The sequence below is a fragment of the Arthrobacter sp. Soil761 genome, assembly GCF_001428325.1.
Lineage (GTDB): Bacteria > Actinomycetota > Actinomycetes > Actinomycetales > Micrococcaceae > Arthrobacter.
Genome location: NZ_LMSF01000023.1, coordinates 241,182 through 255,849 on the forward strand (window position 1 = coordinate 241,182; position 14,668 = coordinate 255,849).

Sequence of the window (14,668 nt, forward strand, 5' to 3'; positions counted from 1 at the left end):
CAGGAGAGTAGCAGGGACAGGGTACGGGCTGCGACGCGTGACCACCGCAGCGAACTAGGCTGGGCTGATGCAGATCATCCGCTTCGCTGAACTCAAGGCCGAACCATGGCGCAACGGCGGCGGGGTGACCAGGGAAATCGCCCGCCAGGGCGCGGCCGACGGCGGCTGGGACTGGCGTGTGAGCATCGCAGACGTGGCCAAGGCCGGGGACTTCTCCGCGTTCCCCGGCATGGAGCGGGTCCTGACGGTCATCGAGGGGGAATTGCTGCTGCTCACCGTGGACGGGGTGGAACAGCCCCTGGAGAAGTACCGTCCCTTCAGGTTCGACGGCGGCGCCGCCACCGTGGCCAAACTGCCCACCGGGGACATCCGGGACCTGAACGTCATCACGCGAACGGCCGCCTTCAAGGGCTACACGTCCATCATCGAGCTGTCCAAGAAGCGCGCCCACCCAGTGTTTGAGGGCCAGCTTGCGGTGCTGCTGCAGGGGCAGGCGACGGTCAGCGACAGCGGAACCGAGCCGCTGGAGCTGGGCAGGTACGACGCCGTGGTGGGTTCCGACGCCGACTCGCCCGAGGTCCTGGGCCGCGGCTTCCTGGCCGTGGTGTCGCTCGATCCGGTTACAGCCGGGAACTGAACCCTTCCACCGGTACCACGGCGCCCCTCCGGCGCGCCTCCTCAGCCGCGAAAACCACCGCATGGCTGACCAATGACTCCTCCAGCCCCGACACCACTCCGGACCAGTCACCGCCGGCCAGGGCAGCAACCCAGGCCTGCACGAGTCCCCGGTCGCCGCCTTCATGCTTTTCGCCGGGCACCGTGGGGGCAGCGGCGGGGGCGGGGTAGGCGGTGGTGGTCCCGGTCAGGAAGTCATGGACCGAGATGCTGCCTGCCTCGATGGAGATTTCTCCGTGGCTCCCGAAGATCCTGGTGCGGCGCGGGCCTGCGGCGGTGAAGGCCGTGGCGGTGAAGGCGGCGGTGGTGCCGTCCTCGTAGTCGATGTTCACCACCTGGTGGTCCACCACGTCGTTGCCTCCTGAGTAGACGCACCGCCCGTAGGGCCCCGTTGCCAACGCCTTCCACAGCGATTCCGGTGTGCCGCCCGGGTCCACCACGTCGGCAAAATAGGCCCTGCCGGGGTCCGCAGGGGCACCGTCCGGCGGCCGGCCCGGCGCGTAGATGCGCAGGGCCGAATAGGGGCAGCGGGCTTCCGCCGGGCAGTCCGTGCAGCGCCCTGACGCGCCTTCCGGCGCTTCCTCCGGACGGAAATGCGACAGCCTGCCAAAGGAGGACACCCGAAGGGGCCGGCTTCCAATGATGAAGGAGAGCCAGTCGACGTCGTGCGTGCACTTGGCCAGCAGGAAGGGGCTGGACTCTGCCTCACGCCGCCAGTTCCCGCGGACGTAGGAGTGCGCGAAATGCCAGAAGCCCACGGGTTCCAGGTGCTGGACGGAGATGACCCGGCCCACTGCCCCGGCGGAGAGAAGTTGCTGCAGCAGGGTGGTCAGCGGCGTGTAGCGCAGGACGTGACAGACGGCTGCCCTGATTCCCGATTCCTGCTGCAGGCGCGCCAGCTCCGCGCAGCCGGCAGGGTCGGGCGCGATGGGCTTCTCCAGGAGGACCGGGTAGCCGTGGGCTGCGGCGGCCGCAAACGGCCTTCCGTGGTCGCGGTCCGGGGTGGCAATGATGATGCCGTCGGCAGGCAGCCGGGTGCGGAGCATGGCCTGCCAGTCCTCGAAGACACGCTCCGCCGGCACGTGGAGCTCCGCCGCGATGGCTTCGCGCAGGTGCCGTCGCGGCTCCGCGATCCCCACCACGGCGGCCCGGCCGGTATCCACGGCAAGACGGGCATAGGCAGAACCCCGTGCACCGGCGCCGGCAATGAGGAGGCGCACCGGTGGTGCGGTTACTGGAAGGGACGACGGCGGCGCCTCCACGGGTCAGCCGGCGTCAGGATCGGCGAGCCATTCCAGGGCAACGGCCGCCGTCCAGGACTGGTCCATGCTGCCAAGCGGCTCGCCGGTAAACGGTTCGTAGTACTCGGCGAAGTGGCCCTCCATCAGCTGGGCAAGGGAAGCGTCCCGCAGCCGCAGGTACCGTTCCCCGTCACCGCGCCTGCGCAGGCAGCCCGCCAGGAACCAGTTCATCACCGGCCAGACCGGTCCGCGCCAGTACTGCCGGGGTTTGAGGCCCTCATAAGTGGTGGAGGTTGATGCCGGCAGCGGGAAGGCCAGGCGCGGGTCGCCTGTCCAGTCCGGTCCTTCGAAGATGTCCAGCTGCCGCCGCAACAGGGAGTCATCCGCCGTGGAGATGAGCGGGGCGAACCCGGCCATCGTGGGCAACCCGATCCATTCACCGGCCAGCACATCGCGGTCCCGCGCCAGCCCGGTTTGGTCATCCACGGTGGCGTCCACGCCCTCCCGGAACTCCACCGCCCACTCCCGCAACCGGGCCACATCCCCGCGCAGGCCGATGTGTTCAGCCAACACGGCCAGGTCCTCGTTGGCCGCGGCGAAGATCGCCGACATGAAGACGTCCTTGACCTGGAAGTCCATCACTTCCGGCAGCCGGGCGTCGTCAAACCGGACGCCGGCCATCTGCTGCACCAGCCAGAGGTAGCGGCTGTATTCCTCGTCGCTGGGCCGCTGGCTCCGGTCGGTGACCTTTTGCGTGTCCGTCCGGACAAAGGGCTCCATCGGCCCGGGATGGACCCTGGAGTATGGTCCGTCGAACCGCGGCGAGTTATCCATGCCGGACTCCCAGCCATGGTAGATCGTGAGCAGGCCCGAGCCGTCGCCACCGCGGCTGGTGCGCAGCCACGCATGCCAGCGGATCCACTGGGACAGCGTCCGCCGGGTGAACTCTTCGGCGAGCCGGGCGTCCTCGCCGCCCGCCGCCGTCGCGCGCTCCACGATGCGGCGCAGCAGCGTCGCGTGGACGGGCGGCTGGCAGATGCCGCTGGACTGCACCCCCTCGGGCGATGCTCCGCGCGTTCCCCACCGCTCCACGTCCGGGAAGTAGCCGGGGACGTCGGAGAACACGATGTGCGGAATCATCCCGCTTTTCCACTGCGCCGCGAGAAGGTAGTCCAGCTCCTGCAGCGCCCGGGCCACGCTCACCGTGGACAGGCCGGTGGCCACGAAGGCCGCGTCCCAGCTCCACATGTGCGGATAGAGATTCGGCGCGGCGGTGACCATGGTGCCCAGGTCATTGGCGGCCAGGACATCCCTGGCCCGCTGCCTCATGTCCGCCAGGTCCCGAAGCGGAAAACCAGTCGCGTCCGCTTCGGCGCTCACGCCGTCAGCCCCAACTGGGTTTCCGTGTCGAAAAAGCGGAGGGCGCTTTGCTCGAAACGCAGTCCCACCGTGTCCCCCGCCGAAACCCGCGCTGTTGAGGGAACCTGGACCTTGACGGTCTGCCCACCCAGGTCCACGGTCAGCAAGGTGGCGTGTCCGAGCGGTTCCACCACCTCCACGGCCGCATCCAGGGAACCCTCCGCGCCCCGCTGCTCCAGCGAAATGTTCTCGGCCCGGATGCCCACCATGACCGCCGTGCCGCCGGTACGGGCCGCTGCCCGGGCCAGGAATTCGGGCGCCGCGATGCTCTGGCCGCCCACTTCCAGGCCACCTTGCGGGGTGATCCGGCCGTCCAGGAAATTCATGGGCGGGGATCCGATGAAACCGCCCACAAAGCGGTCGGCCGGCTCCTCGTACACCGTGATCGGGTGGCCGAGCTGGGCGATCTGGCCCTTCTTCATCACCGCCACCCGGTCCGAGAGGCTCATCGCCTCCACCTGGTCGTGGGTGACGTACAGCGTGGTGGAACCGAGCTGCTGGACGATCTTCTTCAACTCGGCGCGGAAGTCGAGGCGAAGAAGGGCATCCAGGTTGGACAGGGGCTCATCCATCAGCAGCACATCGGCGTCCATGACAATGGCCCGGGCCACGGCGACACGCTGCCGCTGGCCGCCGGAGAGGTTGGCGGGGTAGCGGTCCAGGTACGGGCTCAGCTGCAGCAGGTCCGCCGCCCATTTCACCTTCCGCTCCAGCTCTTCCCGGGGGACCTTCTTCATCATCAGCCCAAACGCGATGTTGGTGCGGACGTTCCGGTGCGGGAAGACGGCGTAGGACTGGAAGACCATGGACAGGTTGCGGTCCTGCGGGGGCAGGTAGGTCACGTCCCTCCCGCCGATGGAGATGCTGCCCTGGTCCGGGAAGTCCAGGCCCGCCACCATGCGCAGCAGGGTGGTCTTCCCGCAGCCGGAGGGTCCCAGCAGCACCATGAACTCGCCCTCGGCAACCTCGAGGGAGACGTTGTTCGTGGCCAGCTCGGTGCTGCCCGGGTAGGTCTTGTGCAGACCCTTGATGGAGATGTCAGCCATGGGACGGCCTCTCTGGGACGCAATCAGCGGATGGTGGAGCCCCACATGTTGGTGAGGTAGCGGCGCATGAAGAAGATGAAGACCAGGGCCGGGACCACCAGCAGGAAGCCGCCGGCGAAGCGGTAGGCAAGTGGCGATTCGGCGAGGGAGCTGAGGACCTGGGCAGGGAGGGTGCGCTGGTTCAGGGTCAGGATCGACGCGCCCAGGACCTCGTTCCAGGACATGACGAACGTGAAGATCGAGGCCGCCGCGATGCCGGGTATGGCCATGGGCAGCACCACTTTGAGGAAGGCCTGCACCGGGCTGCAGCCGAAGATCCGCGCCGCTTCCTCCACGTCCCGCGGAACACCGAGGAACACCGAGGCCGTAATCAGGATGGTGGTGGGCAGGGCCAGCGCCGAGTGGAGCAGGACGACGGCGAGCGCACTGTCGTACAGCCCCGTCTGCAGGAAGAGCTGGGCCAGCGGCACGGACAGCACCACGATCGGCAGGGCGCGGGTGAACAGCAGGAAGAGCTGGTACGGCTCCCTGCCCCGGAAGGCAAAGCGCGCCACGGCGTATCCTGCCGGAACGCCGATGAGCAGCGACAGCACAAGCGTGAACACGCCCACCTGGACGGAGTTGATGAGGCCGCCCAGGATGCCGGTGGACTGCAGGAAGGTCTGCATGGTCTCGGTGGAGAAGTTGTCCGGGATGAAGCTGAGCGGGAACTTCTGCAGCGATTGCCGGCTGGACATCGCGGCCAGGGCGATCAGGTAGATGGGCAGTGCCATGAAGAGCGTGATCAGGATGCAGGCCACCTGGAGGAGCACCCGGTTGCGGCGCTGCCGGGCCAGGGGCCGGCGGTCCACCGCGGGTTCGGGCCGGTCGGCACCGGCAGTGGTCCTGGCCGTCGTTGCATGGCTCATCGCGCCGCCTCCGTCTGGTCCCTCAGGAGTTTCAGGTAGCCCACGGCCGTGACCATGGAGACGAACATGACCACCAGCGCCAGCGCCGATGCCACGTTGGGATCCTGCAGGCCTGTGTACCAGCGGTAGGTCTCGCCCACCACCAGCGGAAAGTTCTGGCCGGTGAGGGCAAGGGCAACGGCGAATGTCTGGAAGGCCAGGATGGTCCTCAGGATCAACGCTGTTTGCAGGCTGGGACGCAGCAGCGGCAGGGTCACGTGCCACAGCCGGTTCCAGAAGCTGGCCCCGAAGACCCCGGCAGCTTCCTCGTAATCCTTGGGAATGGACTGCAGGCCGGCCACGACAATCACGAACACCAGCGACGTGGCACGCCACACCTCCGCAATGAGCACCGCCGCGAACATGGAGGGGTAGTTGTCATAGGCGAGCCAGGAGACGGGCTGCTGGCCCATGGATGCAAGGAGCGAGTTGAGGTAGCCGCGGTCCGTGAAGACCGTCAGCCACACCAGGCCGGCGGCGAGGTCGCTGACCGCGAGCGGGATGGCCCAGATGTAGAAGTAGGCAGACGCCCCCCGGGGCTTGGCCCGGATCAGCAGGGCCATCGCCAGGGCGAGGACGAACTGGATGGGGATCATCACCACGATGAGCAGGAGGGTGTTGCCCACCGAGGACCAGAAGTACGGGTCTTGGGACATCCGGGTGAAGTTGGCCGTCGTCAAGCCTTCGGGGCCGCCGAATGCCTGCAGGACGCCGCTGACCATCGGCCAGCCAAAGAGCAGCGTCATGAACACGATCGACGGGGCGATCAGGAGCAGGGCCGCGGAGCTTCCCCTCCTCCTGGGGGCACGGACCTTGGGCCCCGCAGGGGGAACGTGCGGCCTGGCTGCCGCCGGCGCGTCCGGTGCGGCCATCACGCGACCTTGCAGGGGGATGTCTTGGGATCCGGCGCCCAGCACGGGACGTTGAGGGTGTCCATGATCTTGGCCAGTTCCGCGCCCTGCTTGTCCAGCGTGGCCTTGACGTCCGAGTTGTTCAGGCAGATCTCCTGGAAGCAGTTCTTGAACAGCTGGGAGACCTGGGGGTCCTTGTCGCCCAGGCCCACGGGCGGCAGGGCGAGCAGGGCGTCGGAAGCCTCCTGCTGCGCCTTGACGGCCTTCGCTTCAAGGGCGATGCCGCCTGGCAGGTCGCCGCCGATGTCCGTCTTCACCACAGGGAAGAATGCGTTGGATTTCAGTGTCTCGATCTGCGCCTCGGGCTTGGACAGGGCCTTGATGAGCTCAAAGGCTTTGTCCTTCTCCGGGGAACCCTTCGGCACTGCCATGCCACCCACGATCAGGAGGTAGCCCCTGCCCTTGGGCCCGGACGGGGCCGGAACCATCTGCCAGTCGTCCGGCTTGTCCTTGACGGCCGTGATGAGGCGCGCCACGTGGTCCCAGGCCACCAGGACCTCGCCGTTGGCCAGCGGTTCCTGCATGAAGTCGTAGTTGGTGGACGCCGGATTCGTGTTGGCCCAAAGCTCGCGCATGTACGTCCAGGCGCTGACGGCGTCCTGGTTGCGGAAGGTGGTGATTTGCCCGCCCGTGAAGCTGGGCAGCAGGAAGCCCTGGTAGAAGCGGTGGTGGAGTCCCTTGGGGCCGGCGGGAAGGCCGAAGACGGGCCGGCCGTTGGCGTCCTTGGCCGCCTTGGCCCACGCAAGGTACTGGTCGTAGGTGAGCTTGTTGACGTCAGCTCCCGACGGCAGCCACTGCAGCGCCTTCTTGTTGATGGCCAGCACGTAGGTGGCCTGGATCCAGGGGATGTACCGGGGGACGTCGGTGCCCAGCTTGGCCAGCTCGGTCACATCCTTGGAGTAGCCCGCCGAGGAGAGGTCGTTCATGAGCGAGCTGAGATCCTCAAGCTGCGAGGCGAAGGGGGCCAGGTCACCGTGCAGTCCGCCTGCGATTCCCACCTCGACTTTCCCCGCTGCCAGCTGGGATTTCAGCGTGGTGTTGAATACGCCCGTGTCAACGGGGTTGTAGGCCACGCTGATGTCCCCCGCGAATTTCTTGAGCGTGGCCTCGTACTTCTGGCGTTCCTCCACCGGGGAGAACTGCGTGGAGAGGAAGCTGACCGAACCCTTGCCTCCGCTCCCGCTGGTATTCACCCCGCAGGCTGCAAGGACCGGACCGGCCGCCAAAACCGTCAGGCCCCCCTTCAGCAATGCTCGCCGGCTGACGTCGTGGTGGGCGGAAACGGACATTAGAGCCTCCTGGGGTGAAGGGCTGCTAGGTATTTTGTCTGATGATCGATCATAATTGTGTGATACAGATCGCGTCAATGATGGACGGGCCATACCCGCGCCCGCAGTGGAAAGGAAGCCTGCCGCATGACGGAGCAGAGGACGCTGGTGGGCGAGACCGCCCAGCCGTCGCCGGGGCCGGCCACCAGCGCCGGGCATCTTCTCCAGCTCCTGCGCTCCAACACCGCGGGGTACAGCCGGGCGGACCTGCTGGAGATCACCGGAATGGCGCGATCCACCCTCTACGAGCGGCTCGATGCACTTTTCGCGGCGGGCCTTGTCTACGAGTCCACTCCCCTGCGCGCCCAGCGGGGCCGGCCGCCCCGCTCCCTCCGGTTCGATGACCGCGACAAGCTGGTGGTGTGCCTGGAAATCGGCCATACGCACGCCGGAATCCATCTCCTGTCCCTGAGCAGGGAGGTGGTGGCTTCCGTCCGCATCCCTGTGGAGATCGGGAATGCGCAGGAGGTGGTGGTGGACCAGGTGGTGGGTGAGGCGCTGCGGCTGCTGGACGGCCGGCAACCCGTAGGGGCAGGAGTGGGACTGCCCGCCCCCGTTGACCCCCTCCACCGCCTGGGCCTGGAGCGGACCGTCCTTGCCCATTGGGACCTGCAGCTTTTGCAGGAGGCCATGGAATCCAGGCTCGACTGCCCGGTCCTGCTGGAAAACGACACCCGGTCAATGGCGGTGGGGGAGGTCCGCGGCCCGCTCGACTCCCTCGTCGCGGTGAAGGTCAGCACCGGGATCGGCTCCGGCATCATTGTCCGGGGCTCGTTGGTGCGCGGCGCCCACGGGGCCGCCGGTGACATCGGGCATGTGCGCATCCCGGAAGCCGCCGGCTGCCGGTGCCGGTGCGGCAGGGACGGCTGCCTGGCGGCGGTGGCCTCCGGGCGCGCGCTGCTTGCCGCCCCGCAATTTGCGCATTACGGGTCGCTGCGGCGGCTCGTTGACGCGGCCGACGACGATCCGGACGTCCGTGCCGCAGTCGCAGACGCCGGAAGGGTGCTCGGACGCGTCCTCGCCGCCATCGTGGGAACGCTGAACCCCGGCCGGGTGGCGGTGGGCGGGCTGGTGGGGGTCCTCCCTGGTTTCCTGCAGGCCTGCCGGCAGCAAATCCTGGCCGATGCCTTCGAACCCTCGCTGGTGGATCTGGAGATCGTCCCTGCTGACAGCCGGAAGGCCACCGCAGTGGGCCTGTGCCGGCTGGTGGAGGAGAGCCTCTACGCGCCGGAGCGGGTGGAACAGCTGCTGGCGCAACGCGCCGGCTGAGAGCGCCGGTTGATCCGGCCGGCCACCGCGGGTGGTGAGGTCGGGCACCAACGTGGCCGCCCGCCGTCGTGCGTTGCTACGCTGGGATCCAAGGCTCCACCCCGAGCCTCCGGACGACGGTTCAGTACCCGGCACGCGACAAGACTGGCCAAAGGATCTGGTCATGGCGTGGTTAATCCTTCTTCTTTCCGGCGCGCTGGAGGCCGTCTGGGCAGCCGCCCTGCACAACGCCTCCCGGGCTTCCGGCCGCCGGCGCGTGGCCCCTGCCGCCCTGTTCCTTGTGGCCGTTGCCGCCAGCACCGGCGGACTGGCCGTGGCCATGCAGTCCATTCCCACCGGCACTGCCTACGCGGTTTGGGTGGGGGTGGGCGTGGTCCTGACCTCCGCCTATGCGATGGCCAGCAAGGTTGAACGTCCGACGGCGGCGCGCCTGCTGCTGCTGTCCGGCATCGCCGCGTGCGTGGTTGGCCTGAAGGTGGTGGCGTGATGATGAAGCGCCCGTTTCCCTGGCTGGTGCTCCTGGCCTCCGCTGTCCTGGAAGCCGTGTGGGCCACGGCGCTGGGCTTGTCCGACGGTTTCAGCAGGCCGCTGCCCACGCTCGTCTTCGCCGTCACGGCCGCCCTGAGCATGCTGGGCCTGGGCATGTCCATCCGCAGCATTCCGCTCGGCACCGCCTACGCCATCTGGGTGGGCATTGGCGCCGCATTGACGGTGGGCTGGGCGATGGCCACCGGGGTGGAACCGTTCAGCGTGGTGAAACTGCTGTTCATCGCAGGCATCGTGGGCTGCGCGGCCGGCCTCAAGGCGCTGCCGGCCAGGGACCACGCCGCCGCTGACTATCCCGTGGAGTCGAGCCGCCGCTGATCCCGGCGGTTAGGCTTTTGCCATGGACTCCCCCGAGATCACTGACGCCTTGGACGCCCTGCGGCACCGGGTAGCGCCCGGAACGCGGACCATCCTGGGCATCGCCGGGGCGCCGGGCTCCGGGAAGTCCACCTTTGCCGCCTGGCTGCAGGAGCAGTTCGGCCCGGGAATGTCGGTTGTGGTTCCCATGGACGGTTTTCACCTGGGCAACGCCATCATCGAGGGGACCCCGCTGCGGCAGCGTAAAGGCGCCATTGATACGTTCGACGCCGGCGGATACCTTTCGCTGCTGCGCCGCCTGGTGCGCCGGGACGAGGCCGTCGTCTACGCACCGGAGTTCCGCCGCGCCCTGGACGAGCCGGTGGCGGCTTCCATTGCCGTGCCGGCGGACGTCCCGCTGGTCATCACGGAGGGCAACTACCTGCTGGCGGACCAGGAACCGTGGAAGGAGGTACGGGCGCAACTGGACCAGGTCTGGTTCCTCGAGACCCCGCCCGCGCTGCGGCTGCAGCGGCTGGTGGACCGGCACGTATCCTTCGGGATGGACCGGGAGGCTGCGGTGGCCTGGGCCGGCGGACCCGATGAAGCAAATGCCCGGCTGATCCAGGCCACCCGCCCGGCCGCGGACCGCATCATCCCCTGGCTTTAGACAACCACTTCCAAGTGCAGGAAACGAACAGGAGCACCCATGGCAAACGCACCCACCGACCGCCGCGGCACCGTCCAGCTTGGCGACGGCCTGGCCGTCAGCCCCCTTGGATTCGGGGGCATGGCCCTTACCCCCGTATACGGCGAGGTTGACCCCGCCGAGGCACTGCGGACACTGCATCACGCCGTTGACGCCGGCGTCAGCTTCATCGACACCGCGGACATCTACGGCGGCGGCAGCAACGAGGAACTGATTTCCCGGCTGCTCAAGGACCGGCGGGGCGAGGTCCAGCTGGCCACCAAGTTCGCGCTGGTGGGCACGCCGACTGACGGCTACACGGACATCCGTGGCGACGCCGGGTACGTGCACCAGGCGGTGGAGCGGAGCCTGCAGCGGCTGGGCACCGACGCCATCGACCTGTACTACATGCACCGCCGGGACGTCAGGGTGCCCATCGAGGAAACCGTGGGCGCCATGGCGGAACTGGTCCAGCAGGGCAAGGTCAAGCACCTGGGCCTGTCAGAAGTGACGGCGCAGGAGCTGCAGGACGCGGCAGCGGTCCACCCGATCGCCGCGGTCCAGAGCGAATGGTCCATCTGGAGCCGGGACGTGGAACGCAATGTTGTTCCCGCCGCAGCCGCCCTGGGAGTGGGATTCGTCCCCTACTCGCCGCTGGGCCGCGGATTCCTCACCGGAACCGTCGATACCGCAAGCCTGGGCGAGAAGGACTTCCGGCGGAACATCCCCCGCTTTGCGCCGGACGCCGCAAGCGCCAACCAGGCGGTGGTGGACGCCGTCCGGGCCGTGGCGGACCAGCTGGCCGCCACGCCGGCGCAGGTGGCCCTGGCCTGGCTGCTCGCCCAGGGCAAGCGGCTCGGCCTGCCGGTCGTCCCCATTCCCGGCACCCGCAAGGCCGCACGCATCGACGAAAACCTTGGCGCGCTTGCCCTGGACCTCACCCCGGCGCACCTGGAGGCCCTCGACGCAGCGTCGGACGCCGTCGTCGGCTCCCGTTCAGCGGACCCCGCCTGGGTGTCCGAAGGCCGGGAATAAAGCCGCTCTCCAAAAACCCGTCCCTCACCCAACCCAAGGAGCCCCATGCCTGCCATCGTCCACTTCGAAGTCCAGATCGACCCCGCCCACCGCGAGAACGCCGCGAAGTACCTGTCCGAAACGCTGGCCGCCACCCGGGCGTGGCCCGGCAACCAGGGCATCGAAGCGCTGGTGGATGACGCCGACCCCTGCCACATCCTGGTGGTGGAAACCTGGGCCACCACGCAGGACCATGACGACTACGCGGCCTGGCGGAGAACACCGGAAGGCAAGAGCGCGCTGCATGAGGTCCTGGCCGCGCCGCCATCCAAGCAGGTCTACTCGACCACCCTGCCGCTGGACCTGTAGCCCGTGGCTGGAACAAAGCCCATGGAATCACTTCGCTACGACCTGCCGGCCCTGACCATCCGCAGCATCTCCGTCAGTGCGATGGACAACAACGTGTACCTGCTGACCGCCAAGGAAAGCGGGGCACAGCTGCTGATTGACGCCGCTGACGATCTCCCTGCCATCCAGCAGCTGCTCGCGGACGGCGCTGCGGACACATCGGCCACTCCGCGCCTGGCGCTGGTCGCAACCACGCACCAGCACTGGGACCATGTCCGGGCGCTCAAGGGGCTGGTGGAGGCCACCGGCGCGCGGACAGCCGCCGGAGCGGACGACGCCGATGCGTTGCCGGTTCCCGTGGACGTGCGGCTTGGCCACGGGGACGTCGGCAATTTCGACGGCTTCGACGTGACCGCCGTGCACCTGCGCGGGCACACGCCCGGCTCGATCGCTTTTGTCTACCAGGATCCGGACGGCCCCGCCCACATCTTCTCCGGCGACTCGCTGTTCCCGGGCGGAGTGGGCAACACGCAGAAGGATCCCGGCCGGTTCACCCAGCTCCTGTCCGATGTCACGGAGCGGCTGTTCAATGCCTACCCGGACAGCGCCGTGGTGCACCCGGGGCACGGCAAGCCCACCACGCTGGGCGCCGAGCGGCCGCATCTGGAAGAGTGGCGCGCCCGCGGCTGGTAGGTACGTCAAATACAAAAAAGGCGGGCTCAACCGTGTGGTTGAGCCCGCCATTTTCATTGGCTAGTTCATTGGCTAGCGGCCGCGGCGTTCGTTCGACGCCGGGGCGGACGCGCGGCGCGGGCCGCTGCGGGCCGGACGGCCGGAGCCGCCGCCATTGCCTGCACTGTAGGAGCCGCCTGAGGTTCCACCGGTGTTGGAGGACCAGACAGCCTTGCTGCCGCCGGTTGCACCCGCACCTGAGCGCTGGCCGGATGCCCCCGCTGCTGCACGCTGGCCGGTTGCGGGACGGCCGCTGCGCTGGCCGCCGCCGGCGGGCCGTCCGCCTGAAGCCGGACGGCCGGTGCCGCCGCGCGGTGCGTCGCTGCGGGTGATCCGGGAATCGCCCCGGCCCTCTGCTGCACGGCCGTCCGAACCGCGGCCGGCCGATGAGCGGCCACCTGCTGCGGGGACGTCGTTGCGGTGGGTCGAAGCGGTACCACGGCCACGGGCGTTGCGGCGGGCAGCGGCTGCTGCCACCGCGCGGTCCTCATTTTGCTCGGCATTGCGGTCGAATGCCGCGCGGGCTTCCGTGCGGCCCTCGAAGGCCACGGCCCGGCGCTCGGCGCGGGGAACATCGGTGCGGGCCGGTTCGGCCGAAACCTTGCCGCGTCCGCCCCGGCCGCCGCGCCCACCGGCAGACGGTGCAGCCTGGCGGCGTGCACGCTTGCGCTCAGCATTGGCACCGGTGGAGGTGCCGCCGCCCTGGCGGGGAGCCTTGGCGGCCATCAGAGCGGCGCGGGTGCGGGGGTCGACCTTGTCGGCGATCTCGCCCACCAGGTCGGCCACGAGCGGGGAGTTTGCCGTGACGCGCTCAAAGTTCACGTCGACGCCGGCAGCCTTCATGAGCTTCTTGACGTCGGACTGCTGCTCCGGGAGGGTCAGCGTGACCACGGTGCCGTCGGAGCCGGCACGCGCGGTGCGGCCGGAACGGTGCAGGTACGCCTTGTGCTCGGTGGGCGGGTCCACGTGGATGACCAGTTCGACGTCGTCGACGTGGACACCGCGGGCAGCGACGTCGGTGGCCACCAGGACGCGGACGTCGCCGTTGGAGAACTCGGCGAGGTTGCGGTCGCGGGCGTTCTGCGACAGGTTGCCGTGCAGGTCGACGGCGGGGATGCCGGCGTCGGTCAAGGTCTTGGCCAGCTTGCGGGCGTGGTGCTTGGTCCGCATGAACAGGACGCGGCGGCCGGCACCCGAAGCGAGCTCAACGATCAGCTGCTTCTTGACGGTCTGGTCGTTGACCACCAGCACGTGGTGCTCCATGGTGGTCACCGCGGCCTGCGGGTCGTCCACAGAGTGGGTGAGCGGGTTGGACAGGTAGCGCTGGACGATCTTGTCCACGCCGTTGTCCAGGGTGGCGGAGAAGAGCAGGCGCTGGCCCTGGCTGGGGGTCATGTCCATGAGCTTCTTGACCACGGGCAGGAAGCCGAGGTCGGCCATGTGGTCGGCCTCGTCCAGGACCGTGATCTCCACTGCCTCCAGGGTCAGGATGCGCTGGCGGATCAGGTCCTCCAGGCGGCCCGGGCAGGCGATGACGATGTCGACGCCGGCACGCAGCGCCTTTTCCTGGCGGGCCTGGGAGATGCCGCCGTAGATCACGGTGGTGTTCAGGCCGGCGGCCTTGGCCAGCGGCTCGATGGTGGCGTTGATCTGGGTTGCCAGTTCACGGGTGGGTGCCAGGACCAGGCCCATGGGGCGGCCGGGTTTGCGGAAGTGCTTGGCTTCCCGCTCAGCGAGTCTTGCTACAAGCGGGATGGCGAAAGCGATGGTCTTGCCGGATCCGGTCCGGCCGCGGCCCAGGACGTCACGACCGGACAGCGTGTCCGGAAGGGTCTTCACCTGGATGGGGAACGGTTCAACAATTCCCTGGGCGGAAAGGGTGTCTGCAAGGGCCTTGGGAGTACCGAGGGCAGCAAAAGTTGTCATGTAGTTTTTACGGTCTTTCAGGCGGTATCCATGCGGATATCGGCCCCCGATGCCGGTTGGACCAGGGGTTCGCCGAAGAAAAGTCAGGTGATCAACCGTGCCGCTGCAAATAAGGACAGCCGGCAGGGACCAAATGGAACGCGTTCATCGACGCAGGATGTGCCTCTCACATGAAGAAAGCCCACTCCCTGGAAAGGTTCTCCAGATCAGGAGCAGGCGGCATCACTGCACATCAAGTTCCTCCAGTCTAGCACCCCGCTGCCCTGTACCCGACCCCGGCG

15 protein-coding genes and 1 riboswitch are annotated in these 14,668 nt (G+C 68.3%); of the genes, 8 read left to right on the plus strand and 7 right to left on the minus strand.

Annotated elements, in window-relative coordinates:
• The first annotated feature begins 67 nt into the window (after positions 1-67).
• Positions 68-637: a HutD family protein gene (locus tag ASG79_RS13245; RefSeq protein ID WP_056391779.1), complete on the plus strand. Its 570-nt coding sequence runs from the start codon at positions 68-70 to the stop codon at positions 635-637.
• Here ASG79_RS13245 and ASG79_RS13250 read toward each other — a convergent pair.
• From ASG79_RS13250 to ASG79_RS13275, 6 genes are read right to left on the minus strand one after another with little or no spacing between them, the layout of a single operon-like run.
• The gene (locus ASG79_RS13250; protein ID WP_056392073.1) at positions 621-1,895 is read right to left on the minus strand and encodes a Gfo/Idh/MocA family protein; all 1,275 of its coding nucleotides are present in this window, start codon (positions 1,893-1,895) and stop codon (positions 621-623) included. The genes ASG79_RS13245 and ASG79_RS13250 overlap by 17 nt on opposite strands.
• A 45-nt stretch (positions 1,896-1,940) precedes the next feature.
• Positions 1,941-3,296: a glucosylglycerate hydrolase gene (gene ggh / locus ASG79_RS13255; RefSeq protein ID WP_134165065.1), complete on the minus strand. Its 1,356-nt coding sequence runs from the start codon at positions 3,294-3,296 to the stop codon at positions 1,941-1,943.
• Positions 3,293-4,381 (minus strand): ABC transporter ATP-binding protein, encoded by a 1,089-nt coding sequence (locus tag ASG79_RS13260; RefSeq protein WP_018772142.1) that lies wholly within the window; start codon positions 4,379-4,381, stop codon positions 3,293-3,295. The genes ggh and ASG79_RS13260 overlap by 4 nt, the downstream gene beginning before the upstream one ends.
• A 23-nt stretch (positions 4,382-4,404) precedes the next feature.
• The gene (locus tag ASG79_RS13265) at positions 4,405-5,289 is read right to left on the minus strand and encodes a carbohydrate ABC transporter permease (protein ID WP_018772143.1); all 885 of its coding nucleotides are present in this window, start codon (positions 5,287-5,289) and stop codon (positions 4,405-4,407) included.
• On the minus strand, positions 5,286-6,200 hold the full coding sequence (locus ASG79_RS13270; protein WP_018772144.1) for a carbohydrate ABC transporter permease: 915 nt from the start codon (positions 6,198-6,200) through the stop codon (positions 5,286-5,288). The genes ASG79_RS13265 and ASG79_RS13270 overlap by 4 nt, the downstream gene beginning before the upstream one ends.
• Positions 6,200-7,528 (minus strand): ABC transporter substrate-binding protein, encoded by a 1,329-nt coding sequence (locus tag ASG79_RS13275; protein WP_018772145.1) that lies wholly within the window; start codon positions 7,526-7,528, stop codon positions 6,200-6,202. The genes ASG79_RS13270 and ASG79_RS13275 overlap by 1 nt, the downstream gene beginning before the upstream one ends.
• A 126-nt stretch (positions 7,529-7,654) precedes the next feature.
• Between ASG79_RS13275 and ASG79_RS13280 the strand changes: the two genes are divergently transcribed.
• From ASG79_RS13280 to ASG79_RS13310, 7 genes are all read left to right on the plus strand, one after another.
• The gene (locus ASG79_RS13280) at positions 7,655-8,836 is read left to right on the plus strand and encodes an ROK family transcriptional regulator (RefSeq protein ID WP_056391782.1); all 1,182 of its coding nucleotides are present in this window, start codon (positions 7,655-7,657) and stop codon (positions 8,834-8,836) included.
• 88 nt (positions 8,837-8,924) lie between these two features.
• Positions 8,925-8,989: riboswitch (guanidine-III (ykkC-III) riboswitch) on the plus strand.
• A gap of 10 nt (positions 8,990-8,999) precedes the next feature.
• The gene (locus ASG79_RS13285; protein WP_056391785.1) at positions 9,000-9,323 is read left to right on the plus strand and encodes a DMT family transporter; all 324 of its coding nucleotides are present in this window, start codon (positions 9,000-9,002) and stop codon (positions 9,321-9,323) included.
• The gene (locus ASG79_RS13290; RefSeq protein ID WP_056391787.1) at positions 9,323-9,700 is read left to right on the plus strand and encodes a DMT family transporter; all 378 of its coding nucleotides are present in this window, start codon (positions 9,323-9,325) and stop codon (positions 9,698-9,700) included. The genes ASG79_RS13285 and ASG79_RS13290 overlap by 1 nt, the downstream gene beginning before the upstream one ends.
• A gap of 22 nt (positions 9,701-9,722) precedes the next feature.
• Positions 9,723-10,349 carry a nucleoside/nucleotide kinase family protein gene (locus tag ASG79_RS13295; RefSeq protein ID WP_018770083.1) on the plus strand — a complete coding sequence of 209 codons (627 nt, stop codon included), beginning with the start codon at positions 9,723-9,725 and terminating at the stop codon, positions 10,347-10,349.
• 39 nt (positions 10,350-10,388) lie between these two features.
• Positions 10,389-11,402, plus strand: coding sequence for an aldo/keto reductase (locus ASG79_RS13300; protein ID WP_018770082.1), 1,014 nt, complete (start codon positions 10,389-10,391; stop codon positions 11,400-11,402).
• A gap of 45 nt (positions 11,403-11,447) precedes the next feature.
• The gene (locus ASG79_RS13305; protein WP_018770081.1) at positions 11,448-11,750 is read left to right on the plus strand and encodes a putative quinol monooxygenase; all 303 of its coding nucleotides are present in this window, start codon (positions 11,448-11,450) and stop codon (positions 11,748-11,750) included.
• Between the two features lie 21 nt (positions 11,751-11,771).
• A complete protein-coding gene (locus ASG79_RS13310; protein ID WP_018770080.1) occupies positions 11,772-12,422 on the plus strand; it encodes an MBL fold metallo-hydrolase in 651 nt (216 codons plus the stop codon).
• Between the two features lie 72 nt (positions 12,423-12,494).
• On the opposite strand, the gene ASG79_RS13315 is transcribed toward ASG79_RS13310, so the two are convergent.
• On the minus strand, positions 12,495-14,387 hold the full coding sequence (locus tag ASG79_RS13315; protein ID WP_018770079.1) for a DEAD/DEAH box helicase: 1,893 nt from the start codon (positions 14,385-14,387) through the stop codon (positions 12,495-12,497).
• Positions 14,388-14,668 lie beyond the last annotated feature (281 nt).

What these genes read in the sequence shown, in the direction of transcription:
- ASG79_RS13245 (WP_056391779.1), top strand. Translation starts at nt 68, where the DNA reads ATGCAGATCATCCGCTTCGCTGAACTCAAGGCCGAACCATGGCGCAAC.
- ASG79_RS13260 (WP_018772142.1), bottom strand. Translation starts at nt 4,381, where the DNA reads ATGGCTGACATCTCCATCAAGGGTCTGCACAAGACCTACCCGGGCAGC.
- ASG79_RS13265 (WP_018772143.1), bottom strand. Translation starts at nt 5,289, where the DNA reads ATGAGCCATGCAACGACGGCCAGGACCACTGCCGGTGCCGACCGGCCC.
- ASG79_RS13270 (WP_018772144.1), bottom strand. Translation starts at nt 6,200, where the DNA reads ATGGCCGCACCGGACGCGCCGGCGGCAGCCAGGCCGCACGTTCCCCCT.
- ASG79_RS13275 (WP_018772145.1), bottom strand. Translation starts at nt 7,528, where the DNA reads ATGTCCGTTTCCGCCCACCACGACGTCAGCCGGCGAGCATTGCTGAAG.
- ASG79_RS13280 (WP_056391782.1), top strand. Translation starts at nt 7,655, where the DNA reads ATGACGGAGCAGAGGACGCTGGTGGGCGAGACCGCCCAGCCGTCGCCG.
- ASG79_RS13285 (WP_056391785.1), top strand. Translation starts at nt 9,000, where the DNA reads ATGGCGTGGTTAATCCTTCTTCTTTCCGGCGCGCTGGAGGCCGTCTGG.
- ASG79_RS13290 (WP_056391787.1), top strand. Translation starts at nt 9,323, where the DNA reads ATGATGAAGCGCCCGTTTCCCTGGCTGGTGCTCCTGGCCTCCGCTGTC.
- ASG79_RS13295 (WP_018770083.1), top strand. Translation starts at nt 9,723, where the DNA reads ATGGACTCCCCCGAGATCACTGACGCCTTGGACGCCCTGCGGCACCGG.
- ASG79_RS13300 (WP_018770082.1), top strand. Translation starts at nt 10,389, where the DNA reads ATGGCAAACGCACCCACCGACCGCCGCGGCACCGTCCAGCTTGGCGAC.
- ASG79_RS13305 (WP_018770081.1), top strand. Translation starts at nt 11,448, where the DNA reads ATGCCTGCCATCGTCCACTTCGAAGTCCAGATCGACCCCGCCCACCGC.
- ASG79_RS13310 (WP_018770080.1), top strand. Translation starts at nt 11,772, where the DNA reads ATGGAATCACTTCGCTACGACCTGCCGGCCCTGACCATCCGCAGCATC.
- ASG79_RS13315 (WP_018770079.1), bottom strand. Translation starts at nt 14,387, where the DNA reads ATGACAACTTTTGCTGCCCTCGGTACTCCCAAGGCCCTTGCAGACACC.